Raw genomic sequence first — 24,169 nt, forward strand, 5'->3', positions numbered from 1 at the left:
GACAAAATAGTTAAGTTGTATAAACTTCTGTAAAGTTAAGTCTAATTATCTTTCCAGAAAAAAAATAAACAGATCCTCGAATAGTAAGAGGAGATTGAATTTACAGGATTTGAGTGCGTTTATCCAAAAGTTTACAGTTTGAAAACTCCTGTTAAGTCTTATTTCAGCTTCACTAATTTAATGGATAACCAGGGTAATTTATGATTCATACTAGAAGAAAGACACGCAATTAATTAATGCAGTGTTTCACTGTTGAATCTAACTTTGATAAACTTTAGTGATATGAGACGACCTTCACAATTAACCCGGTTAATTTGGGATTTCTATCGTGAAAATCACGAAGAACTGCAACGACTTCAGCCCTTAGCAAAATGCAAAGTCTACCGTCGCTGGGGTGTGTTGCATATTCAATGTGTTAGCCAAGATATGGCTGATTTGATGGCGGCTTCCCAAAAGCTGTTAAGAGAACCTATTTCTCAAATGCGCCTTGCTCAAAAAATCAAAATTTCCGTTAAAAATATGACGGTAGCTGTATTTGATGTCAAACCAGACACGATCATTGCTTAAGAAACTTGATCTATCTATGTTCAATTCCTGCAATCTTCAACGGTTGCAGGCTTTAATTAAACCATTAGCACAAGACAAAAGACGATTACTTTTTTAAATTCTAACGAAACTCTCCTGAAAGGATCAATAGAGAGTAGAAGAATCACTCAGTAGATGCACCCTGATGAATTTCCCTTGGCAAAAGCTAGGGGATTTTTTTTTGCCCAAAACGTTCCCAAAATTTTCACAATTTAGCCACAATTCAACTTAAATTGATATCAAATTAATTCTGCAAATATTCCGGAAGCCTCTTGATATTTACCGAATAACAGAACAGGAGTAGATGCACCCCGATCAACTAGCCCTCGGATTAATCTGAGGGTTTTTTTTGTGTAGAGGTGTGTTTTAGCTAGATATATATTTTCTCACAAATAATCTAAATAAACTTGTTTAACAGTGAAATTTTAGAACCTATCCGGAACCGATCTAATCGTACCAGAAGTCTATAGAAGAGTAGATGCACCCTGATGGTTATCCCCTAGCTTCGGTTAGGGGATTTTTTTTGACAGCATGACTCCCAACTCAATTATTGACGCTACATCAACGCACTCTAGAAATCGAGACTGAATATTGATAGTTCGGAAAAATAAGCCACCGAAGCTGATAATTTGTTAGCACCCACTACACCCGGAAAACAAGTCTTTATCATCGAAGAAGGAACAGCAATTCCCGAAGACTTACAAACAGAAATCGCAGATAGTGAAATTATATTCGTTCCCGATGGCACCTTTTTCTAAAAAACATTCTAAACTCTCCGGAAACCCCATACCCCCAACAGAAACAAAAGATAGTAGATGCACCCTGATCAATTATCCTTCGGCTTCGGCTGAGGGATTTTTTTTGTTTTTTGGTAGAGGTTTTCGCGATCGCGATGACGAATTGGACAACGACTGTGCTACCCTGTTGAAGATAAACACACAGTTGGCACAGGTACAGCTCCAAAGCGTACATGGTTCACATCAAGCGCGTAGAACTCACCAATTTCAAATCATTTGGCGGTACGACGGATATTCCGTTGTTACCCGGCTTTACTGTGGTTTCAGGGCCTAACGGTTCCGGAAAGTCCAATATCCTCGATGCGTTACTCTTTGCGTTGGGACTCTCTTCATCTAAAGGAATGCGTGCCGAACGTTTACCCGACTTAGTAAACAACAGCCAGAGCCGCAAAACCACCGTTGAAACCCGCGTTACCGTAACTTTTGATCTTTCCGAAGATAACCACCTCTGGTCAGCCATGAAGCGCAACGGGAAGTTCTACGCAGACGAGGAACTTGAAGAATTAGAAACCGATCACTCCTCAGAAACCAATGGTTCTCAGACAACAGAAGAAGCTGAAACCCAAGCTTTTACCCCCGAATGGAGTGTTACCCGAAAGCTGCGCGTCACCAAACAAGGGACATACACATCCACCTACTATATCAACGGAGAAGCCTGTACCCAAACCGAACTACACGAACAACTCAATCATCTGCGAGTCTACCCGGAAGGATACAACGTTGTTTTACAAGGGGATGTCACCAGTATTATTACGATGAAACCCCGTGAACGTCGAGAAATTATCGATGAGTTGGCGGGAGTGGCGCAATTTGATCGTAAAATTTCCTTAGCCAAAGAGAAGTTAGACACCGTAAAAGAACGAGAAGAACGCAGTCGTATTGTCGAACAAGAATTAATCGCCCAAAGAGATCGTCTCAATAAAGATCGAGTCAAAGCCGAAAAATATCAAAAATTGCGAGAAGAATTTCAACAAAAACTTCAGTGGGAAGCGGTTTTAAATTATCAAACGCTCAAAAAGCAAACCTTTCGACTGCGGGAACAAATCGAAGCAGGTGATCGTTCTGTGAATGAACTTAGTGAAAATCTCCAACAACAAACAACTCAAATTCAAAAAACCACAACCGAACTTGAACAGTTAAACGCCCGCGTTAAAGCCATGGGTGAACAAGAACTGATTGATTTACAATCAACTTTAGCAACACAAGAAGCCGAAAATCGTCAATTTCAACAACGACAACGAGAAACCGAAACAGGCGTTCAAAATACCCAAAGTCAAATTCAACAAACCCAAGAAGAACGACAAAATTATCAACAAACCCTAGAAACTATCGCCTCTCAGCGAGAAGTAGAAACACACAATTTACAAGTTCGTACAACCGAACGAGATCAAATTCAACAAAGCCTCAACCAAACCCGTCAAGCAGCAAGTCAAGTCGCCCAACAAGCAGAAGCTTGGATGCAGCAACAAACTGATTTACACCGTAAAATAGAAACACTGCAAAAAAATCTGAATCCCCAACGAACAGAACGGGCTAAACTGACAGAAAGAGTCAATCAACTACAACGTCAAATTAATGAGCAACAGCAGTCTTTTTTGTCATCCCAACAACAGTTAGAAACCGCTCAAACTGAAGTTAACCAAGCCCAAAAAGAACGAGAAAATGCCCGTCAGCAAACCGAATCTTTGGCTCAAATTGTTGCCCAAGCAGAACAAGAATTGCAACTGCAACAAGAGACTCAAACGCGACTTTTGCGAGAACAACGAGAACAACAACGTCAACTTGATAAACTCGAAGCCCAACACCAAGCCCAACAAGAAGCAACCGGAACTTATGCAACCAAAGTGATTACTCAGTCAGGGCTTCCTGGGGTGTGTGGGTTGGTGTGTCAGCTAGGGCGAGTCGAACCTGATTTTCAACTGGCGTTAGAAATAGCCGCAGGGGGGCGTTTAGGACATTTGGTGGTTGAAGATGATGGCGTAGCAGCAGCGGGAATTGAACTTTTAAAGCGTCAAAAAGCCGGAAGAATTACCTTTTTACCCTTGAATAAAATTCGCCCCAACCGAGGAGGAATGGGGAGTATGGCGACAATGCGATCGCTGGAAGGGTTTGTTGATTTAGCGGTAAATTTGATTGAATGCGATCGCCAATATGAAAATATTTTCGCCTATGTATTTGGGAATACAATGGTGTTTAATCATATCAATAATGCTCGTCGTTATATTGGTCAGCATCGCATGGTAACATTAGATGGGGAATTGTTAGAAACCAGTGGCGCGATGACAGGGGGAAGTCAAAGTTCGCGCTCAACGCTACATTTTGGCACCTTAGATGAAACGACTTCAGAAAGTCAGGCGATAGCAGGTTTACGTCAACGGTTAGATGATATTGAACGGATTTTAGAGCGGTGTATGCGGGCGATTTCTGATGCTACAATTATCGTCAAAGAACGTTCGCAAGCAATGATTGAGGCTCGTCAAACCTTGCGGGATAATCAACAAAGAGTGAGTCAAATTGAGTCGAAGATTCAAACCTTAACAACCCAACAGGAGAGTTTAAAAACTCAACTCAATCAAAATATTCAAGAATTGAATACTGCACAAAATCGGCTACAACTCCTAGAGCGAGAGATTCCTATTCAAGAAGTGCAACTCCAACGCGATCGCGAAACTTTGTCGCAATTAGAAGCCGCTCATAGTCATAGTGAATGGCAACAGTTACAAACGATATTAAGAACACAAGAAACGGATTTGCAAACCCAAGAAACGACTTTACAACAAGTTCAGCAACGGTTAATTGAGTTGGATAGTCAGCAGCAACGCATCGAAGAAAAAATCGAAGAAGGAAAACAGCGAATTGAAGATTATCAGCAACAGCAACAATTGCAAAACCATCAAATTCGAGAACTCAAAAAACAAATTACTCATTGGCAAGAACAAATTGCTCTAACTCGGGGTTCCGTGTTAAAAGTAGAAGCCCGTTTAGGAGAAGGAAAACGCCAGCGCGATCAAGTTGAAACCCAATTGCGAGATCAACATTTAGCCAAACAACAGTTAGAATGGCAAATTCAAAAACTACAAGAAACTCAACTCGGACGCCGAGAACAACTCGAAATCAAACAAGAACAGTTAGCGACTCAGCAAGCCGAACTGAGCGATCCTCTACCCGAAATTCCCGAAAATCTGGATTTAGCCTCCCTCCAGCGAGAATTAAAAGCCCTACAGAAACAGATGGAAGCCCTAGAACCCGTCAATATGCTCGCCTTAGAAGAATTTCAACGCACTCAAACTCGCTTAGATGAACTGAGTCAAAAACTAACCACCTTAGAAGGAGAACGAACCGAACTGCTATTGAGAATTGAAAACTTTACCACCCTACGACAACGAGCCTTTCAAGAAGCCTTTGATGCCGTTAATGAAAATTTTCAAACCATCTTTGCCAGCCTGTCCGACGGAGACGGTTATCTGCAAATAGACGATCTAGAAGATCCGTTTAATAGTGGTTTAAACCTGATCGCTCACCCCAAAGGTAAACCTGTACAACGGTTAGCGTCAATGTCTGGAGGAGAAAAATCTTTAACCGCCCTGAGTTTTATCTTTTCATTGCAACGTTATCGGCCCTCACCATTTTATGCGTTTGATGAAGTCGATATGTTTTTAGACGGGGCAAATGTGGAGCGATTAGCTAGAATGATAAAAAGACAAGCCCAACAAGCTCAGTTTATTGTTGTGAGTTTGCGCCGACCCATGATGGAAGCATCCGAGCGGACGATTGGAGTGACCCAAGCACGGGGAGCCTATACACAAGTGTTAGGAATACAGCTATAAAAAGCTGCCCGTTTTTATAGAGTCAGTGCATTGAAGATCTTGAGAACATCAGGGTCAGTTAAAAATAAGTCACTCACCGATAACCGCTTGCGGGTTGTGTAGAGTAATATGTATGTTTAATTGCATCTAGAATTGGCCAAGCATGACATTTGAAACTATCCGCCAACGCTCCGAGCTTCTCGGCACTCAAGTGATTACCCGTGATAGAGGCAAGCGTCTCGGGGTTGTTAGTCAGTTATGGGTAGATGTAGACCAGCGTGAGATTGTAGCGATTGGACTCCGAGACAACTTTTTGGCTGTTGCAGGTTTGCCAAAATATATGTATCTCAGCAGTGTTCGTGAAATCGGCGATGTACTCTTGGTGGATGATGAAAGAGTCCTCGAAGAAGACATAGACGTTGAGGCTTACAGTACCCTGATTAACAGCGAAGTCATTACCGAAACCGGAGAACCTTTAGGTCGAGTCCGAGGGTTTAAATTTGATCCGCTGAATGGAAAGCTGATCTCGATCATTATTGCCTCTATTGGTCTTCCCCAAATTCCCGATCAAATTATTAGCACCTACGAACTCTCTGTTGATGAGATTGTTAGTAGTGGGCCGAACCGTTTGATTGTGTTTGAACGGGCTGAAGAAAAACTTCAACAAATTACAGTCGGAGTCCTTGAACGCATGGGGTTAGGAGAAGCCCCTTGGGAAAAAGAAGAGGAAGGAATGTATTATCCTCCCACGATTAAATCGGAAAACCAACTTCCGAAAGGGACACCTCAAACAACTCCTGAGCGACAGTACCAGCCCAATACACCAGTCGTTGAGGAAGTTTGGGAAGATGAACCCGAATGGCAAGAACCCGCCCCGCCTCAGCCTCTCCGTCAGCCTCAAACTGTTTATGATGACTACGAGGAAGATAACTGGTCTGATGTCGAAGGGGATGAATACGATGAAAGCTACTCAGAGCCTGAGTATGTTCCCTTAGAACCCTATGAGGAAAAACGTTACAGCGCTCGTGAGTACGAATATGAAGACGATGTAGAATCAGATGCCTGGGCTGACGATGAAACACCCAAGCCTTATCAACCGCCTCGGGTTAATATTCCTGAGAAAAAGAAAATGCCGGAATATGAGGAAGAACCCGGTGGTTACTAAATGCTTAAAATAGTAAGTGTTTAGTGTCTAATTCCTTGTCGGATCTCTACTGAGTTCGCTCATGTCTTCAACTCAAATCTCATCTCCGCTCACCCTCAAGCCTGGAAGTCTGCGTCGTGTTCATCACATTGCTTTGTATGTTTCTAACTTGCAGGCTTCCCGACACTTCTATGGAACTATTCTCGGTTTGCATGAACTCACAGGTGATGAAGTTCCCAGCACCTTAAAATCGATGGTCGAAGCAGGTCAAGTCGCGAATTTTGTCACACCCGATGGTACGGTGATTGACCTGTTTGCGAAAAGCGATCTCAAACCGCCTCATTCTGACCCCAAGCAAGTTTTTACCCGTGCGAATCATCTTGCTTTTGACATTGACCCGCAATTATTTGACCATGCGGTTGAAGTCTTGCATCAACATCAAGTCACTATCGAAAGCGGCCCCGTGAGTCGTCCCACAGGACGGGGTATCTATTTTTATGACCCCGATGGTTTTGTGATTGAAATTCGTTGTGACCCCCTGCAAACCCCCTAAACAGAAGTTGAGAAAACGACAGTTTCTTGCCCTTACGATTTTCTAGGAACAGTTTCTGCGTAAAGTTTGGAGTCTCTTTGGCGAAAGCACAGGGAGAGTCAAGTTATGTTATGCTAACAAGATTATTTAATCGATAAACCAGCCCGGGTGCGATTGTTCTCTCAGTCTCGTTTAGAAAAGACGTTTCTCAATTGATATCCGGTTAACTTATACAAAATCAACTCAGATGGCACCAACCCTTTTATTTAACGCACTTCGTCAGGCGATTGATGAGGAAATGGCTCGCGACTCCTCCGTTTTAGTTTTAGGAGAAGATGTCGGTCAGTATGGCGGTTCTTATAAAGTCACTAAAGACCTTTACGAAAAATACGGGGAACTGCGGGTTCTAGATACCCCCATTGCTGAAAATAGCTTTACAGGAATGGCTGTAGGTGCTGCCATGACGGGACTCCGACCGATCATTGAAGGCATGAACATGGGGTTTTTGCTACTGGCTTTTAACCAAATTGCCAACAATGCCGGGATGCTGCGATATACCTCGGGCGGAAACTTTACCATGCCGCTCGTTATTCGGGGGCCAGGTGGAGTTGGGCGTCAGTTAGGTGCTGAACATTCCCAACGCTTAGAAGCCTATTTTCAGGGGGTTCCGGGTCTAAAAATCGTCGCCTGTTCGACACCTTACAACGCCAAAGGACTACTCAAGTCCGCTATTCGCGATAATAATCCGGTTTTATTCTTTGAACACGTTCTCCTCTACAACCTCAAAGAAGAATTACCAGACGAAGAATATCTTGTCCCCATTGACAAAGCAGAAATCGTTCATACCGGAACAGATGTCACCATTTTGACCTATTCGCGGATGCGTCATCATGTTATGCAAGCGGTTCCGCAGTTGGTTAAAGAAGGTTATGACCCGGAAGTGATTGATTTAATCTCCCTTAAACCCCTCGATTTTGATACCATTGGGGAATCAATTCGCAAAACCCATCGGGTGATTGTCGTTGAAGAATGTATGAAAACAGGCGGAATTGGTGCAGAATTAGTGGCTTCGATCAATGAACGTTTATTTGATGAACTCGATGCTCCGGTATTGCGATTGTCTTCTCAAGATATCCCCACACCTTACAACGGAATGCTAGAACGATTAACCATTGTACAACCGGAACAAATTGTCGAAGCGGTTCAAAAGATGGTGGGAAAACAAATCTAATCTTGAATTGAGGTACTTGTCCCAGTCTGTTGACCCCAGTTTCCTTAGCCCCAAGTCATAAAGCGAGGAAGCTGGGGATATTTATCTCCAATCACAGAGTGCGATCGCTAAGATAGAGAAAAGATTAAAAACAGATTTGAGCATCATCTTTCTGTACGGCAGACGCCAAATTAGCCGATAATAGAACCCTGTTACGGATTAACTTCAATAGATTGGTGTTGAAATCAAAATTTTATTAGAACGGTGACAACGCCACACCTTGACCACTGACCTGTGATTTTTTTTGTGAGTATGCGAAAACAGCGTTCACTCCTCATCCTGATTCTAGTTCTAGTTATCGCCTCTGTGATTGTGCTGATTAATATCCCGATGAGGTTGGGATTAGATTTGCGAGGCGGTTCCCAATTAACCATTCAGTTGCAAACTTCAGAAGAAGTCCCCATCATTGATGAACGGGTGATTAATGCCGTTCAAAGTGTGATCGAAAACCGGGTTAATGGCCTGGGAGTCTCAGAGTCAGTGGTACAAACCATCGGACAAGATCAAATTTTGGTTCAACTCCCCGGTGTCAATGATCCCGAACAAGCCGAACGAGTCTTAGGCGGAACCGCACAGCTTGATTTTAGAGAACAACTTCCGGGAACCAACGACCAACTTCTAGCCGAAACTCAAGTTAAACAACAACTCGAATTTCAACTCGAACAAGACAAGCAAGACGGCGATGAAGCCGCAATTGAGAAAACTCTCGCCTCTGTTGAAAGCAACAAACAAGCAATCACCGGACTGTACCAACCCCCAATTCTGCGAGGTCAAGACTTGCGGGATGCCTTCGCTGAACCCACCGGAAATGATAACTGGAATATTGCGCTGCGTTTCTCCAACGAAGGTGGTGACAAGTTCGCCCAACTGACCAAAAATTTAGCGGGAACCGGACGAACGATAGGGATTTTCCTCGATGATCAATTGATTAGTTATCCCACCGTTCCCGTAGACTTTGCGGAAACGGGAATTACAGGCGGAAGTGCAGTGATTACCGGACGATTTAGCGCAGAACAAGCCAATGATTTAGCCGTACAATTACGAGGCGGTGCTTTACCTGTCCCGGTAGAAATTGTTGAAAACCGGACTGTCGGCGCGACTTTAGGACGAGATAGTATTCAACGCAGTCTCTATGCGGGTGGGGGTGGATTAATTTTGGTATTGATTTTCATGGTGGTTTATTATCGCCTACCGGGATTAATTGCTGATGTTGCCTTGATTGTTTATGCAATACTTACTTTAGCGATATTTGATTTGCTTGGTGTGACGCTGACTTTACCCGGAATTGCTGGATTTATTCTCAGTATTGGGATGGCGGTGGATGCCAACGTGTTAATCTTTGAGCGGACTCGGGAAGAATTACGAGCGGGTAAAACCTTATATCGTTCGGTAGAGTCGGGATTTTTTCGCGCCTTTAGTAGTATTTTAGATGGCAACCTCACTACAGGTATTGCTTGTATTGCGCTGTTTTGGCTAGGAACGGGTTTGGTGAAAGGATTTGCGCTGACTTTGGGGTTGGGGGTAGCGGTGAGTATGTTTACAGCCCTAACCTGTAGTCGGACTCTGATGTTTACCGCGATTGGATTACCCGAATTACGCAAGCCGGAACTGTTTTGTCCTAACCTGAAAAAAGCGGTTTCCTAAACGCGATACAATATTTTGGTTTTTCCCCAATCGATGACGGACGACGAATCACAAACCACAAACTATGAAATTCAGTGTAATTAAACAGCGATCGCTATGGTGGACAATTTCAGGAGTCTTTATCCTGGCGGGTTTAGTGGCGATGGCGATTTCATGGACTCGCCCGGATATTGGTGCGCCCCTACGTCCAGGGTTGGATTTTGTGGGAGGAACTCGACTTCAACTTGAACTTGATTGTTCAGTGTCCGAAAATTGTCAAGGGCCGATTGAATTGGATCAAGTGCGCGAAGTTCTGGCGAATCAGGGATTAGGCAATAGTTCGATTCAACTTCTCGATAAAGATCCCCTGCAACAAGATCGGCAAATTGTTTCTATCCGAACTAAAAGTCTGAACGTTGAGGAACGGACACAACTACAAGATGGCCTCAGTGAAGCCATTGGCGTGTTTGACCCGGAATCAACTCAAATTGATACGGTCGGCCCAACCTTAGGCCGTCAGATTTTTATCTCGGGATTGAAGGCTTTATTGGTTGCTTTTGCCGGAATTACGATTTATCTAACGTTTCGGTTTCAGTTTGATTATGCGGTGTTTGCCTTTGTCGCCCTGTTTCACGATGTTTTTGTCACCGCAGGTGTGTTTTCGATTTTGGGCTTGGTGTTGGGTGTCGAAGTTGATAGTTTGTTTTTGGTGGCGTTGTTAACGATTATCGGATTTTCTGTTAACGATACGGTTGTGATTTATGATCGCATTCGAGAAGTGATTGCGAAAAATCCGACCCTCCCCATTAACCAAGTCGTTGATGATGCGGTCAATCAAACCTTAGCCCGTTCGATTAATACCACGCTGACGACCATGTTGCCTCTGGTGTGTATTTTTCTATTTGGGGGGGAAACACTCAAATATTTAGCTTTAGCCTTGTTAGTGGGCTTTATAGCCGGGGCTTACTCTAGTATTTTTATTGCTAGTACCTTGCTGGCTTGGTGGCGTAATCGTCAACCTTCTTCTCCAGTTCCAGTTTCCGTAGACAATCCTCAAGCTGTTGAAGAACAACAGTAATGACAAACTGTACTTTTTGTAAGGGTTAAAGACCTGTGATCAACCCTGAACCTCAATCGGAAGATGCAATCTTTCAAGCTCAAGTTCAAAAGCTGCACGAACTGACAGTCTGGGGGCGATGGTTGGCGATTGGCTTTCTCTGGATGACAGTCGCTCCCTTGAGTCTGTGGGGATTACGCTCAGAAATTCGTCTCTGGAGAGATCATTTTACTTGGGCTGCGGTGCGCTATGGATTGGCAGATCATCGATTATCGGCGATTGGGTTAGGTTTATGTATTGGGACGCTGGTTGCAGTTTTGGTTTGGCAAAGTCGTAATATTTTGTTTGGAATGCCTCTAGAATACAAACAACGCTTAGAGGAACGAGTTTGGCAAATTCGCAAACAGGGTGCTAGTCATCCGCTCTGGAAATGGGTGGTCACAGAGTTGAAAATGTAGGGGTTTCTAGTCTAAAATTCCAAAGCATCGGCTACCTCAATTCACTTTGTTTAGTTAGATTTTTGGTGTTTAATCGCTTGTTTCTTTTTTGTTTACTCTCTATTAACCTCATTATTGATTAATTTCTACCCATGTCCATCAGACATCGGCAGCCCTATCCCAAAACAGCACTCTTGTTGCTCAATCCCCACGCCCGTCAAGCTAATCCGGACTCTTTATCGAGAGTGGTTGTTCAATTGCAAGCTTTGGGCTTAGAGATCGTTCAAGAGAATCCCCAATCCCCTCAAGATTTTACTTCTTTGATTGAACGTTACCAAGATCAGGTTGATTTGGTGATTGTTGGAGGGGGAGATGGTACCCTCAACGCCGCGATTGATGGATTGGTGAAAACGGGTTTACCTCTGGGGATTTTACCGTTGGGAACGGCGAATGATTTGGCCCGAACTCTTAATCTTCCCCTTTCTCTCCCCGAGGCTTGTCAAGTGATTTCTCAAGGCAATAAGCAGTATATTGATTTGGGTTGGGTGAATGGGAAGCATTTTTTTAATGTGGCGAGTTTGGGGTTGAGTGTCAATATTACCCGCAAACTCACCCGAGAGGCCAAGCGCCGTTGGGGAGTCTTTGCTTATTTGATTACGGCGACGAAAGCCATTTTTAAAGCGAGTCCTTTTGTGGCGGAGATTCGGTTTGGAGATCAGTGTAAACGGGTGAAAACGTTTCAGATAGCGGTGGGTAATGGTCGGTATTATGGCGGAGGGATGAAAATTCTTCATGATGCTACAATTGATGATCAACGTCTAGATCTTTACAGCTTGGAAATTAAACGCTGGTGGCAATTTTTTACGGTCATGCTAGCGATTCGCACGGGACTCCATCGCCCAGAATTGGGAACTCGGACTCTCTCGGGTGAGGAGTTTGAAATCTTTACCAGCAAACCTCAGACTATTAATACTGATGGTGAGTTAACTGTCTCGACTCCGGCCCATTTTCGCGTGATCCCCAAAGCGATCGCTGTATTTGCACCTCGACGGAGTGACTCCAATCTTCAGACTGGTGCTGAGTTTTTAATGAAATAGAAAAATAAAGTTTTGCAACACTAGGTTGAGAAATTTGTAGTTCATGTGACATCTTGTGTGTTGGGGTATCTGATATAGGTATATTCAGTTATTGTGTAAACATAAAGAAAATCTAAAATTTATTGGCTCTGCCCCAAGTAAATTGTTCCCGAGGTAGAAGCACACAAGTTCTAAAGTCGCAAATATAAGTAGACTATTCTCGATAAGGAGGTTTTATGAGTCCCACAATGCTTCGTCAACTCTGGTCTTTAGTGGAAACAACTCAAGCATCGCTGATCGTTTCCCTCGATGATGCCGATTTAGTGCAGTGGTTGCTCAAGCGACTCCAAACCGAATCAACAATTAACTATTCAGATCAAGATGTCGTTAATGATTACCTCAACTCTCGATTGGCGCTGATTCGAGATTTGGCTGAATCCCGTTTAGCAGGAGGTCATTAATAGCAGTTCTGACTCTCTATTTTTACAAAAATGAACGAGAAATCAAGCCAGAGCAATCAGTTTTAGATCAGCAAAATCAGTTTTCAGAAAGAACAGTACCATAATGATTTCGATCAGTTGAATAGTTGAACCCAATTAAGGTAATCTTAAGGAAGTTTTGAGACATTGAGGTGAGCTAACTTCAATGCTTCAAAGTCATGTACTGACTTTTTGAAAAATTTGTAATTTAGAATTATGCGTAACTGGAGTTCTCTACTGCTGTCTACCTCATTATTAATTATTTCCCTGGGAGCTTGTGTACAAAGTCCAAATAATTCAACAAATGGAGAGAATCAAGGCGGAGGAAGTGGAACCTCTCAAAGCCGCCTAGATACAGTTAAAAGTCGCGGTAAACTCGTCTGTGGGGTTGATGGGGGAATTCCTGGATTTAGCTTTGTTAATGAAAATGGTGAATACTCTGGCTTAGATGTAGATATGTGTAAAGCGGTTGCGGCAGCCATTTTTAACGATCCTAATGCCGTTGAATACCGAAATCTAGACTCCACCGAACGATTTGAAGCCCTGAAGTCGGGTGAAGTGGATATGCTTTCCCGCAACACCACCTGGACAATTACTCGCGATACATCAGTGGGGATGGAGTTTGCACCGACCACTTTTTACGATGGTCAGGGGATGATGGTTCGGCGAGATAGCGGTATTACCAGTTTAGAAGATTTTGAAGGTAGAACCGTTTGCGTAGAAGCCGGAACCACTACAGAACTGAACTTAACCGACAATATGCGTAAAGCTGGGGTCAACTCGGAGACGAAAACCTATCAACAAGCTGATCCGGCTTATGCGGCTTATGCAGAAGGGGCTTGTGATGGCATGACCTCTGATAAATCTCAGTTAGTGGCTCGCCGTAGTACATTACCCAATCCAGATGATCATATTCTGCTGGATGTCACGATGTCAAAAGAACCGCTTGGCCCTGTAACAATTAATAATGATTCTGCTTGGTTTGATGTGGTGAAATGGACGACTTTTGCCCTAATTGAAGGTGAAGAATTAGGGATTAATCAAGCAAATGTTGACCAGCTTAAAAGTAGTGAAGAACCGACGATTCGACGTTTTTTAGGGATTGAAGGAGATTTAGGTCAAGGACTCGGCTTAGACAATGAATTTGCAGCTAATGTGATTAAACAAGTCGGAAACTACGGTGAAATTTATGAGCGGAATTTAGGACAAGGTTCACAATTTAGACTAGATCGAGGTCAAAATGCACTCTGGAATAATGGCGGCTTACTTTATTCACCCCCTTTCCGTTAATTGACTTCTCGATCTTAATGAAAATTTGACTAAGCTTGTTACCTGCTAAATAGAAGTGAGAAGGATTAATCATTATTTCTGCACTCTATTATCGATTCACAGAACCGCTTGGTTTAGGCATAGCTCAATAACAAATAAAGCTATTGTAATTGTAAAATCCTCGTAGCCGTGCCTTTTTCTATTCTATTCAGGGCGCGGTTTTTTAATAGAAACTCCGTTCAAAATTACAAGATTAACTTCAAGCTAATGACAACAAACCCAACACCAAAAGTTCCCCTTTGGCGAGATTCTCGCTTTTGGAAAATAGCCTTTCAGTTAGTCATTCTGATTGCTGTTTTATCCCTATTTATACTTCTTGGAACCAATCTAACTCGTAACCTTCAACAAACCGGAGGAACAGTATTTAATTTCGATTTTCTGAACAGTACCGCTGGATTTGGAATCGGTGAAAGTCTGATTCCTTATCAAGCAACTGATAATTATAGTCGCGTTTTACTAGCCGGCTTATTGAACTCTCTGCGCGTGATGGTTTTGGGGATTATCCTCACCACAATTTTAGGAGTTTTAGCCGGAGTAATCTATTTTTCTAATAACTGGTTACTCCGTCAAATTACTATTTATTATGTGGAAATAGTACGAAATACACCGTTACTCCTACAATTACTCTTTTGGTATGGTCTGTTTCTACAGCTTCCAGCGATCGCCACAACGGCTAAACTTTTTAATGCCATTTACTTGAATAAACGAGGGGTTTTTCTACCCTGGCCGTCAGGCAATGCCGTCTGGTTTTGGTTGGCAGTTTTGTTGATTGCTGCGATCGCTTCTGTGGTGATCTGGCGATGGCGAATCAAAATCATGGTCGAACAAGGAAAATCAGGTCAACCTCAACTAATTATACTGTGGATAATGGGAATTTTAGCGGGTTTAGTTATTATATTTGCACTCGGTTGGCAACGTCCTATTCCGGCTGAAAATGGTCGCACAATTGAAGGGGGACTACGAATGACAATTGAATTTACAGCGCTATTGGTGGGTTTAGTTGTCTATACTGGGGCTTACATTGCTGAAATTGTTCGATCTGGAATTCAGTCCGTTCCAAAAGGACAATGGGAAGCAGCGCGATCGCTAGGACTCAAACCCGGTTTAGTCATGCGTTTAGTAGTTTTTCCCCAAGCTTTGCGAGTGATTATTCCTCCTTTAAACAGTCAATATCTAAATTTAGCGAAAAACTCCAGTTTAGCGATCGCTGTGGCTTATCCTGATATCTATAGCGTTGCTAATACCACCTTTAACCAAAGTGGACGAGTGGTGGAAGTCATGCTAATTATTATGGCAACTTATCTCAGTATTAACTTATTAATTTCCTTGACGATGAATGGATTAAACAAAGCCGTTCAACTGCGAGAAAGATAAGGTTTTTTGCTCAAACTACACTGAAAATTTGGGTTAATTTTTATTTAACCTAAACGCTAGAAACAATTTCCTAAATTTATGACTGTTACAACACCGCCATCTAATTCTGCTGCTCCCGTTGAGTCCTCTACTCCTCGCGAATGGATGCTCAAAAATCTATTTAATACCTGGTACAACACGATCTTAACTTTAGTTATTTCAGGTTTATTATTTTGGACGTTGGCAAGTTTGATCACTTGGGCGAGAACCGAAGCCAAATGGAGTGTAATTCCGGCTAACCTGCCATTATTTTTTGTGGGAAGATTTCCAAGCGATCAATATTGGCGTTTGTGGATTGTACTCTCTCTAATTTGTTTACTAGCAGGTTTAACTTGGGGAATTTTAGCGCGGAATGTTCCGGTTTTATTTCGTCAAAATATCGTCATCATTATTAGTATTGTTTGCATGATGATGACTATAGTTCCTGTAGGTATTCCCTATCGAATTCTACTCATTGGAATGGTTTTGCTGGTCGTTGCTAGTGCTTGGGGAGGAAAACAACTGAGTAAAACTCAACCCAATTTGACAAAATGGCTGCCTTTTAGCTGGTTTATTTGTTTAATTATTTCAGTTTGGTTGATTGGAGGAGGATTAGGTTTAGAGTCTGTTTCGACTAATTTATGGGGTGGATTGATGTTGACGTTGTTGATGTCAATTATCAGTATTCTGCTTTGTTTTCCGATTGGGGTGATGTTGGCTTTGGGGCGTCAAAGTAGTCTCCCGATTATTCGGTTTCTCTCGATTGCTTATATTGAGGTTATTCGGGGTTTACCGTTGATTACGATTTTGTTTATGGGTCAAGTATTAGTTCCTTTATTTTTACCGGAAGGAATGCGCCCTGACCGGATTTTACGGGCGATAGTGGGTTTAACAATGTTTAGTTCTGCTTATTTAGCTGAAAATGTGCGAGGCGGACTGCAAGCTATACCCCGAGGTCAAATTGAAGCAGCAAAAGCATTGGGTTTAAGCACACCTTTAACGTTAGGGTTGGTGGTCTTACCGCAAGCTTTAAAAATCTCTATTCCTTCTATTGTGGGTCAGTTTATTAGTTTATTTCAGGATACAACTTTATTGGCAATTGTTGGATTAGTGGAATTATTGGGGATGAGTCGTTCGATTTTGGCGAACCCGAAGTTCCTGGGACGGTACTCAGAAGTTTATCTGTTTATTGGAATTCTCTACTGGCTATTTTGTTATCTGATGTCTCAAGCCAGTCGTAAGCTAGAACAACAACTCAACACCGAGAGAAATTAACGGAAGTGAACAGTTATCCGTGTTTACTTCTGATTTCTAGCCTCACGACTTCGGCCAGTACCCTGTTCCCGACCCGCAACACTATATTTTTATATTGAAGTTTTAGTCATTCAGGGGTTTCTACCAGTCTGGGTGATGCCTATTTTTACTAAGGTGGCCAATCATTTTCGTCCGTGTGTATCCGTGCTCTTAACTGATCTCAGTGTTTTCACGTAAATTGAAAATCAAAAAATTTGATTTATCCATAATTTCACTAGATCTCAGAAATTTATAAGTAAAAATTAAATTTTAATCGCTCCATTTTTATAGTTAAAAATACAGATAGAAGTAATACTTTAAGAATGAGTATAAATTCATAAATATTCTGTAAACTACCGTTTTTACTATAGACAAATCAATTTTTAAATAATACGATAGGAGTCAAGATAAACAAAAAAGCAAAAAACCTGAACAACTCAATAGTTTCAGGGTTGATTAAAAAAAACACCATCTCACAAGGAAAACATCACCATGAAAACTACACTCTTTGCAAGCTTTGCCACCGCCCTCGCCCTAACTGGAGTCTTTGCATCTTCCGCTCAAGCGGCTGGTTTCAGCTTCAAGACAAACTACACCGCAGACTTAGCTGGAAATGATATGTGGAAAGGCGATATCTGGCTAGAGTCTATCGAGTTTGGCGGACAAACAGTTAGTGAATTCTCCGTTGTTAAAGATGCCAAAATCGTCAGTAATGACCTGTGGACAGGCGGTAATAGTGGCGCTGCAAGTGCGGATATGGGAGATAAAGCCACTGTCGGTTTTAAGGAAGAAAAACTAACAGAAGTAGGTGCAGTTGCAGCCCTCGGAAACCTGAACCTCAACAGTATTATTGATACTGAAGATAAAGGTAACTTTGCCATTGACGTGATGTTTGACAAAGCGGTTGACAACATCTTAGTTTGGGAACGGGGTCAGAATAGTAAACTCGATGTTCAAGCTATCGACTTTAAAGGAAATTTGATTGGTAACTTAGTTAATCTACCCAAATCTAACAATTGGACGGATGCTGGATACAGTATCGACACAAAAGAAATTGGTAGCGCTCAAAAAGTTGCTTCTATCGGTTTAAGTTTGGCAGATTTTGGCTTAAGCGCCAATGACTCCATTTTTGGATATCGGATGATCAGCCAAACAGGCTATAATGGCCCTGACTGGAAAATCTTAGGAACCACTGACCCCACTCCTGCTTCTGTTCCTGAACCCACTGCGGTTATCGGTTTAGGTTTGGTTGCCGGTTCATTCGTTGCTAGCCGTCGTCGCCAAAAAAGCAAATAATTGAAATCAAAAAGAATTTCTATCTTAGCGAGAGTGAGTGATAGAACTATTATGTAGTACAAAATCAGGGTGTAATATTAAATTCGGTTCTCATACCCTTCTTATTTTCAGAGCCTAGATTATTGATAATAGAAGGAAATTGGCTTAATTTTTATAAATGGGTTTTGAAAACCGGATTTGGTATAACTCTCTTCTGCCTAGAGTGACAGAAGAGAGTTTATATTTAATATGATGTCCGATTAATTAATCATAATTTTGTTGGGGCAAGTCTCAGATCAGTCTCCAGTGTGTTCGGGGCGGGTTCAACCGCGATGTATATTTCTGATCAAGAACTTGCATGAACCTGTCTCGTCTGTTGCAGTTATGAGTTATCAATACTCTCTGTTCACTGTGGCACCCCCACCCTACCGACACAACAGAATTTACTAACTAGCTAATGTCTGGAGTGAGATAGTTCCCCATATAACCGTTGTTCTTCGGGGATAGCGATAGCCCAAGAGTTTGAAAACAGAATATTTTACCAACGGTCACAGCAGCGGACAGACCCCTTGCGCCTGACGGCGCAAGGGAATGCTGTCCAAGACAGGCTCCGTCGTTTTACGGTGAACCAGTGCGGTCTTGCGGTCAGACCCCGGCGAGGTTTCCTCGCTTAGGGAACGCTGACCAAGAGAGGCGGTTTCCCCAAGTGGAGCAACTGGTGAACCCGAAGGGCGGAGTAATCTGTGACTATTTGATCAAACCAGTAATCAGAAATGTCGGCTTGTTATGATAGTGTAGTATTTGTATGCAGAATTTTTTTATAAAGAAATTAAAGTGGCTTGCAAATTGACTTGTCATCACTTTATATTAAGCCTGTTAAGCCTCGTATTAACGTTACTGCTGGTTTGGAATCCTGGAGTTGCACAAGAAAGTGAGTCGTTAGACCAAAGCAGTTCAACAGTTGAATTAACCGCAGCAGAACAAGCGTATATTGAAGCTAATCCCGTCCTCCGAGTTCATGCCGAGTCCCAATGGCCACCTTATAACTTTGTCGAGAATGGTAACGTCAAAGGATTCAGCAACGAGTACATTCAGCTTATCGCCCAAAAAGTAGGCTTTGAAGTTGAGTTTGTGGTTGGTCCGACTTGGGATGAATTTATGACCCTGTTGGCTCAGAAAAAAATTGATTTAGTCACCAATATGGTGATCACCGAAGATCGTCAGAAATTCGCGATCTATTCTGACCAATATGTATTTGACTTGGTTAATTCTTTGTTGACCCGCAAAGATGGCAAAGACTATACTGAACTCGAACAGCTTAAAGGAAAAAATTTGGCGATTGTCAGAGGTTTCTTTTTTGAGGAAATTTTAACAAAATACTATCCCGAGATCAACCTGCTGTTGACCAACAATACATTGGATGCGATGAAGCAGGTCGAAGCGGGGAGAGCAGATGCAGCTTTAGAAAATCATGCAACTTTCAACTATTATATTGATCGCTATTTCTTGAAAGATTTAGTCAGCCGTCCTCTGATTAATAACCCTTATTTATCGAATGCAGGTCAATATTTAGGCATCCGCAACGATCGCCCGATTTTAAAATCAATTTTAGACAAAGCCATGGCAGCGGTTTCAGAAGAGGAGTATGCCAATCTGCGTCGGCGCTGGTATTTGGCTTCCGATACCGCCAGCTTTGGTTTTAGCAAAAGACAATTAGAATATCTACAAGATAAAGGTCAGATCAAAATGTGTGTTGACCCGAGTTGGATGCCCTTGGAGGCAATCATTGATGGGCAACATACGGGGATGAGTGCAGACTTCGTTAAATTGTTGAAAGCCCGGATTAGAATCCCGATTACGCTGTTTGAAACAAAGACCTGGCTCGAAAGTCTTGAGCAATTGAAACAGCGGCAATGTGACATTCTACCCCTAGCTGTTGCCACCCCAGATCGGCGCGAATATGCTGACTTTACTCAACCCTACCTTAAACTGCCGCTAGTAATTGCCACACCAGAAAAGGAACCGTTTATTGCCGATATTACGGATGTTCTTAATCACAAAATTGGGATTGTTAAGAGCTACGCTTTTGCGGAGATCTTACGTGACCAATACCCCGATATGCAAATTGTTGAGGTGACCACCCTTGACGAGGGTTTACAGCAAGTCGAAAATGGGAATTTGTTTGGGTATATCGATCTTTTACCGACGACCTCATATGCTATTCAGAAACGATATCCTTCCCTGAAAATTGCCGGTCGATTTGAGCAGCCTTGGGAATTGGGGATTGCCGTTCGCAATGATCAGCCTGAGCTACTGAGTATCTTTGAGAAAGCGATCGCTTCTATCGATGAAAAAGCCAAACAAGGCATCATCAACGATTGGATTTCTGTCCGATATGAACAAGGTGTCGATTATCGGATCGTGCGGCGATTTTTGTTCATCGGGCTAACCGTTTTAGCGATCGTTCTTTATCGGCAATATTTATTACAAACTTATAATCGCAAGTTAGAAAAGATATCAGTTACCGACCCTTTGACGGGCTGCTTCAATCGCCTAAAGATTGAAGAATGTTTACAGAAACAAGAATCCCTTTTTAATCGATACCAACAGACATTTAGCGTCATTCTCTGCGATATTGATTACTTCAAAAAGATTAACGATACCTTTGGGCATTTAGCTGGAGATGCTGTGTTGATGGAAATGGTGACGCTGTTAAATCAACGACTTAGGGACACCGATATTTTAGGGCGATGGGGTGGTGAGGAGTTTATGATTGTTGCTCCTAATACTGATTTATCTGGGGCAACGACTCTAGCTGAGGCACTGTGTCAACAGTTAGCCGATCATGAGTTCATCACAGTGGGTCATCAAACGGCTAGCTTTGGAGTCGCTGAATTTCACAGGGGTAGTCACTCTATCAGCCATCTGATCAGTCAGGTGGATGAAGCGTTGTACAAAGCCAAAAAGAAAGGTCGTAACTGTGTAGTCGCCTATCAAGAAACGCAAACCATGCAGTGAAATGAGGTTTCACTCAAGCCTGTGAGGTCAACGCGATCAGTCTCCATTTTGTTTGGGAAATAAAAACCCGGTTTATTGAAGAAACCAAGTTTTTGCTGAGGTGTATTTTATATCTATTGAAATTCCTGCGCCATCCAAGCAATTGCTTTTTTAATCCATTCTTCTGTTGAGGTTTGGGAAGATAACTGTTGTTCTTGGCTCAAAAATTCTAAGGCTTGCATCACTTCAGACCCCGTATATCCGAGCGCCAAAAGCGTCATTTCAATTTCTTCTTGAACTTCTACCGTGAGTCCAGAGGAGACAAGAGTGGTTAGTCCTGCTTCTTGTCGCCATTGGGCAAGTTTTGTTTTTAATTCTAATGCAATACGTTGGGCGGTTTTAGTTCCGACTCCTGGCGTTTTTGCTAATACTTTTGTATTTTCCCCCACGATAGCCTGAACTAATTCAGTTAATTCTAAAGTATTTAATAAAGCAATTGCCAATTGAGTTCCAATACCACTTACACTAACCAATTGACGAAATAAATCTCGTTCGGCAAAGCTAGAAAATCCATATAAAACCATTTGATCTTCGCGAACTTGCAGATGTGTAAACACTTGTATTGACTCACCCATAGTCGGTAATTGGGCAATCATTCGAGGGACAATTTGCACTTCATAGCCGATATTATTTGTTTCTAGCAAAAGGATGACACGATTGCTATTATTTTTTTGAATTGCTACCACTGTTCCTTTTAAATAGCCAATCATCGCTCTCGTCTCCTGTCGCAAAAAATGTTAGAATTAATCACCAGAATGATACTCTGGGGATTTTAAACAATGGGATGCCTAAATCGAATCTTAGCTTGGCTACCCTCACTCAATCCCCAAATTTGGATTTTGGCGTTTGGTCGGTTACTCTCTCAAACGGGGACAGGCTTTACATTGTTCTATGCACCGCTTTTTTTTGTCAACCAAGTGGGGTTATCGGCGACAGCAGTGGGAATTGGTTTAGGAAGCGCTCAAATTTCTGGCATTTTGGGGCGAATTTTGGGGGGTTCTTTCTCTGATTCTCCACTTTGGGGTCGGCGTCGGACTTTATTACTTTCGGCTTTAGTTTCGGCTATGGCTTCTTTTATTTTAGCAAGTGCGAACAATTTTACCACAGTTGTTTTAGGAAATTTATGTTTAGGATTAGGAATTGGATTATATTGGCCGGCTACTGAAGCGGTTGTCGCGGATTTGAGTACAGGAAGTCATCGCAATCAAGCCTATGCTTTAACTCGTTTAGCGGATAATATTGGTTTACAATTGGGGATTATTTTAGGTGGAGTTGTTATTTCGACAACCGGGGCTTATCGAGCTTTATTTATTATTGATGCTTGTTCTTTTATTGTCTTTTTTGCTGTAATTTTTAAAACGATTCAAGAAACCTATAAGCCCTCATTAGACGAAAATCAAAACTCCCAAAATACAACTCAAAAGTGGTTTTTAGCGCTTGGTGATCGCACGTTACTGGTATTTGTTTTAATTAATATCATGTTTACGGTTTATATTTCTCAAATTCATAGTACCATTCCGCTTTACTTTAATCAATTTGTTGACAACGGGTTTTCTGCGAGTACAATTAGCTATTTATTTACGGGATATATCGCCTTATCGATTCTCTGTCAGCTTCCGGTAGCAAGTTTCCTCAATCGGTTTACTCGTCCCCAAGCGTTAATGATATCCTGTTGTTTTTGGGGAATCGGATTTCTTCTGATTGGTTTAACCGGAATGGTTTCTGAAAACAACCTTATTTTTGCGAGTATTGCATTAGGTGTATTAGCGATAGCCACAGTGAGTTATACTCCTTCCGCTTCCGCCCTCGTTGCAGATTTAGCCCCAGAATCACTCCGGGGAATTTACCTCGCCGTTAACGCCCAATGTTGGGCAATTGGTTATTTAATTGGGCCACCTTTAGGGGGATGGGTACTCGATCAAACACCACAAATCGTGTATAATTATTGGTTAGGATTAGCCGCAAGCATTGGTATTACAATCGCCATCTTACAAGTTTTAAATCGCATGATGACTAATCAAAAAATTAATCACTAACAGGAAAATCAACCCATGGGAAGACAAGCAAAACTCAAAAAAATGAGACAACACGCGAAGGAAAACCCGCCTACACAATCACCCCAGTCTCCTCAAGAAGCTGACCCCAAAAACTTTGTACAGAATTTTGAACAGCAAGGCTATAAATTCACCGAAGGTCTAGCTTCTCCCGAAATTCCCGATAAAGACACTAAACCTCAACTTTAAACGTGTATTTTTCCCTATAAAATGACTTTAAAAGCACTAATTTTTGATGTAGATGGAACCTTAGCCGAAACGGAACGAGACGGACATCGCATTGCTTTTAATCAGGCTTTTGCTGAAGCTAAACTTGATTGGAATTGGTCGGTTGATTTGTACGGAGAACTTTTAGAAGTTCCAGGAGGAAAAGAACGAATTCGGTTCTATTTGGAAAAATACCAACCTCACTTAGAAACACCTGATAATTTAGACGAATTTATTGCCAGTTTACATCATCTCAAAAATCAATATTACCGTGACTTACTCGCGTCTGGTACTATTCCCCTCCGTCCCGGTGTTAAACGTTTAATTCAAGCAGCTAAAACAGCCGAATTACGGTTAGCAATTGCGACAACGAGTGCTTTACCTAATGCTATGGCGTTACTCGAAAAAACCCTTAACCCCGACTGGTTTGAAGTTATCGGTGCCGGAGATATTGTCCCCGCCAAAAAACCCGCCCCAGACATCTATAATTATGTCTTAGAAAAATTAGAATTAACTCCCCAAGACTGTTTGGTGTTTGAAGACTCTCATCAGGGGTTAAAAGCAGCAACAAAAGTAGGTTTAAAAACGATTATCACCGTTAACAATTATACCCAACATCAAGACTTTTCAGATGCTGCTTTAGTGGTTAATCATTTGGGTGAACCCGATGAACCCTTAACCTGTCTTGCGGGTAAATTAGAAGGAGTCAGTTATCTGGATATTCCCCAACTTCAGCAGTTATTAACGGACTGATTT

General features: G+C 42.2%; 20 protein-coding genes. 19 read left to right on the plus strand and 1 reads right to left on the minus strand.

Annotation, left to right across the window (positions count from 1 at the left end):
- Positions 1–282 precede the first annotated feature (282 nt).
- The 16 genes from L8106_RS17420 (at position 283) to L8106_RS17490 (ending at position 21,113) form a co-directional block, all read left to right on the plus strand.
- Positions 283–567, plus strand: a complete 285-nt coding sequence (locus L8106_RS17420) for a hypothetical protein (protein WP_009785709.1) — start codon at positions 283–285, stop codon at positions 565–567.
- Positions 568–1,214: 647 nt separating this feature from the next.
- A complete protein-coding gene (locus L8106_RS34265; protein WP_009785710.1) occupies positions 1,215–1,343 on the plus strand; it encodes a hypothetical protein in 129 nt (42 codons plus the stop codon).
- A 212-nt stretch (positions 1,344–1,555) separates the two neighbouring features.
- Positions 1,556–5,209 (plus strand): chromosome segregation protein SMC, encoded by a 3,654-nt coding sequence (smc, locus tag L8106_RS17425; protein WP_009785711.1) that lies wholly within the window; start codon positions 1,556–1,558, stop codon positions 5,207–5,209.
- 142 nt (positions 5,210–5,351) lie between these two features.
- Positions 5,352–6,353, plus strand: coding sequence for a PRC-barrel domain-containing protein (locus L8106_RS17430; protein WP_009785712.1), 1,002 nt, complete (start codon positions 5,352–5,354; stop codon positions 6,351–6,353).
- 61 nt (positions 6,354–6,414) lie between these two features.
- The gene (locus L8106_RS17435) at positions 6,415–6,885 is read left to right on the plus strand and encodes a VOC family protein (RefSeq protein WP_009785713.1); all 471 of its coding nucleotides are present in this window, start codon (positions 6,415–6,417) and stop codon (positions 6,883–6,885) included.
- Positions 6,886–7,111: 226 nt separating this feature from the next.
- Positions 7,112–8,095 carry an alpha-ketoacid dehydrogenase subunit beta gene (locus L8106_RS17440; RefSeq protein ID WP_009785714.1) on the plus strand — a complete coding sequence of 328 codons (984 nt, stop codon included), beginning with the start codon at positions 7,112–7,114 and terminating at the stop codon, positions 8,093–8,095.
- A 291-nt stretch (positions 8,096–8,386) separates the two neighbouring features.
- Complete coding sequence (gene secD / locus L8106_RS17445; RefSeq protein ID WP_009785715.1) at positions 8,387–9,778, plus strand: protein translocase subunit SecD; 1,392 nt, start codon at positions 8,387–8,389, stop codon at positions 9,776–9,778.
- Between the two features lie 64 nt (positions 9,779–9,842).
- Complete coding sequence (secF, locus tag L8106_RS17450; RefSeq protein WP_009785716.1) at positions 9,843–10,835, plus strand: protein translocase subunit SecF; 993 nt, start codon at positions 9,843–9,845, stop codon at positions 10,833–10,835.
- Positions 10,836–10,870: 35 nt separating this feature from the next.
- The gene (locus L8106_RS17455) at positions 10,871–11,272 is read left to right on the plus strand and encodes a hypothetical protein (RefSeq protein ID WP_009785717.1); all 402 of its coding nucleotides are present in this window, start codon (positions 10,871–10,873) and stop codon (positions 11,270–11,272) included.
- Positions 11,273–11,403: 131 nt separating this feature from the next.
- Positions 11,404–12,348 (plus strand): lipid kinase, encoded by a 945-nt coding sequence (locus L8106_RS17460; RefSeq protein ID WP_009785718.1) that lies wholly within the window; start codon positions 11,404–11,406, stop codon positions 12,346–12,348.
- 215 nt (positions 12,349–12,563) lie between these two features.
- Positions 12,564–12,788 (plus strand): hypothetical protein, encoded by a 225-nt coding sequence (locus L8106_RS17465; protein WP_009785719.1) that lies wholly within the window; start codon positions 12,564–12,566, stop codon positions 12,786–12,788.
- A 234-nt stretch (positions 12,789–13,022) separates the two neighbouring features.
- Positions 13,023–14,096, plus strand: a complete 1,074-nt coding sequence (locus tag L8106_RS17470) for an amino acid ABC transporter substrate-binding protein (RefSeq protein ID WP_009785720.1) — start codon at positions 13,023–13,025, stop codon at positions 14,094–14,096.
- 246 nt (positions 14,097–14,342) lie between these two features.
- Complete coding sequence (locus L8106_RS17475; protein ID WP_009785721.1) at positions 14,343–15,509, plus strand: amino acid ABC transporter permease; 1,167 nt, start codon at positions 14,343–14,345, stop codon at positions 15,507–15,509.
- Between the two features lie 78 nt (positions 15,510–15,587).
- Positions 15,588–16,802 carry an amino acid ABC transporter permease gene (locus L8106_RS17480; RefSeq protein ID WP_009785722.1) on the plus strand — a complete coding sequence of 405 codons (1,215 nt, stop codon included), beginning with the start codon at positions 15,588–15,590 and terminating at the stop codon, positions 16,800–16,802.
- A gap of 510 nt (positions 16,803–17,312) precedes the next feature.
- Positions 17,313–18,116: an exosortase-dependent surface protein XDP2 gene (locus L8106_RS17485; RefSeq protein ID WP_009785723.1), complete on the plus strand. Its 804-nt coding sequence runs from the start codon at positions 17,313–17,315 to the stop codon at positions 18,114–18,116.
- Between the two features lie 813 nt (positions 18,117–18,929).
- Positions 18,930–21,113 carry a diguanylate cyclase gene (locus tag L8106_RS17490; protein WP_198012966.1) on the plus strand — a complete coding sequence of 728 codons (2,184 nt, stop codon included), beginning with the start codon at positions 18,930–18,932 and terminating at the stop codon, positions 21,111–21,113.
- A 113-nt stretch (positions 21,114–21,226) separates the two neighbouring features.
- Here the strand turns inward: L8106_RS17490 and ruvA are convergent, their stop codons facing one another.
- Positions 21,227–21,862: a Holliday junction branch migration protein RuvA gene (gene ruvA / locus L8106_RS17495; protein WP_009785725.1), complete on the minus strand. Its 636-nt coding sequence runs from the start codon at positions 21,860–21,862 to the stop codon at positions 21,227–21,229.
- 69 nt (positions 21,863–21,931) lie between these two features.
- Here ruvA and L8106_RS17500 point away from each other — a divergent pair, with 69 nt between their 5' ends.
- The 3 genes from L8106_RS17500 to L8106_RS17510 are packed head-to-tail and all read left to right on the plus strand — an operon-like array spanning position 21,932 to position 24,166.
- Entirely contained in the window at positions 21,932–23,188 is a 1,257-nt protein-coding gene (locus L8106_RS17500) for an MFS transporter (RefSeq protein ID WP_009785726.1), read from the plus strand.
- 15 nt (positions 23,189–23,203) lie between these two features.
- Complete coding sequence (locus L8106_RS17505) at positions 23,204–23,395, plus strand: hypothetical protein (protein ID WP_009785727.1); 192 nt, start codon at positions 23,204–23,206, stop codon at positions 23,393–23,395.
- A 21-nt stretch (positions 23,396–23,416) separates the two neighbouring features.
- Entirely contained in the window at positions 23,417–24,166 is a 750-nt protein-coding gene (locus tag L8106_RS17510; RefSeq protein ID WP_009785728.1) for an HAD family hydrolase, read from the plus strand.
- Positions 24,167–24,169: the final 3 nt, after the last annotated feature.

The sequence above is a fragment of the Lyngbya sp. PCC 8106 genome (genome assembly GCF_000169095.1).
Lineage (GTDB): Bacteria > Cyanobacteriota > Cyanobacteriia > Cyanobacteriales > Microcoleaceae > Capilliphycus.

Excerpts from the sequence above, each read along its gene's own strand:
- L8106_RS17505 (WP_009785727.1), top strand. The coding sequence starts at position 23,204 with ATGGGAAGACAAGCAAAACTCAAAAAAATGAGACAACACGCGAAGGAA.
- L8106_RS17430 (WP_009785712.1), top strand. The coding sequence starts at position 5,352 with ATGACATTTGAAACTATCCGCCAACGCTCCGAGCTTCTCGGCACTCAA.
- L8106_RS17435 (WP_009785713.1), top strand. The coding sequence starts at position 6,415 with ATGTCTTCAACTCAAATCTCATCTCCGCTCACCCTCAAGCCTGGAAGT.
- secF (WP_009785716.1), top strand. The coding sequence starts at position 9,843 with ATGAAATTCAGTGTAATTAAACAGCGATCGCTATGGTGGACAATTTCA.
- secD (WP_009785715.1), top strand. The coding sequence starts at position 8,387 with ATGCGAAAACAGCGTTCACTCCTCATCCTGATTCTAGTTCTAGTTATC.
- L8106_RS17480 (WP_009785722.1), top strand. The coding sequence starts at position 15,588 with ATGACTGTTACAACACCGCCATCTAATTCTGCTGCTCCCGTTGAGTCC.
- L8106_RS17510 (WP_009785728.1), top strand. The coding sequence starts at position 23,417 with ATGACTTTAAAAGCACTAATTTTTGATGTAGATGGAACCTTAGCCGAA.
- L8106_RS17500 (WP_009785726.1), top strand. The coding sequence starts at position 21,932 with ATGGGATGCCTAAATCGAATCTTAGCTTGGCTACCCTCACTCAATCCC.
- ruvA (WP_009785725.1), bottom strand. The coding sequence starts at position 21,862 with ATGATTGGCTATTTAAAAGGAACAGTGGTAGCAATTCAAAAAAATAAT.
- L8106_RS17475 (WP_009785721.1), top strand. The coding sequence starts at position 14,343 with ATGACAACAAACCCAACACCAAAAGTTCCCCTTTGGCGAGATTCTCGC.
- L8106_RS17440 (WP_009785714.1), top strand. The coding sequence starts at position 7,112 with ATGGCACCAACCCTTTTATTTAACGCACTTCGTCAGGCGATTGATGAG.
- L8106_RS17460 (WP_009785718.1), top strand. The coding sequence starts at position 11,404 with ATGTCCATCAGACATCGGCAGCCCTATCCCAAAACAGCACTCTTGTTG.
- L8106_RS17470 (WP_009785720.1), top strand. The coding sequence starts at position 13,023 with ATGCGTAACTGGAGTTCTCTACTGCTGTCTACCTCATTATTAATTATT.
- smc (WP_009785711.1), top strand. The coding sequence starts at position 1,556 with ATGGTTCACATCAAGCGCGTAGAACTCACCAATTTCAAATCATTTGGC.
- L8106_RS17465 (WP_009785719.1), top strand. The coding sequence starts at position 12,564 with ATGAGTCCCACAATGCTTCGTCAACTCTGGTCTTTAGTGGAAACAACT.
- L8106_RS17420 (WP_009785709.1), top strand. The coding sequence starts at position 283 with ATGAGACGACCTTCACAATTAACCCGGTTAATTTGGGATTTCTATCGT.
- L8106_RS17485 (WP_009785723.1), top strand. The coding sequence starts at position 17,313 with ATGAAAACTACACTCTTTGCAAGCTTTGCCACCGCCCTCGCCCTAACT.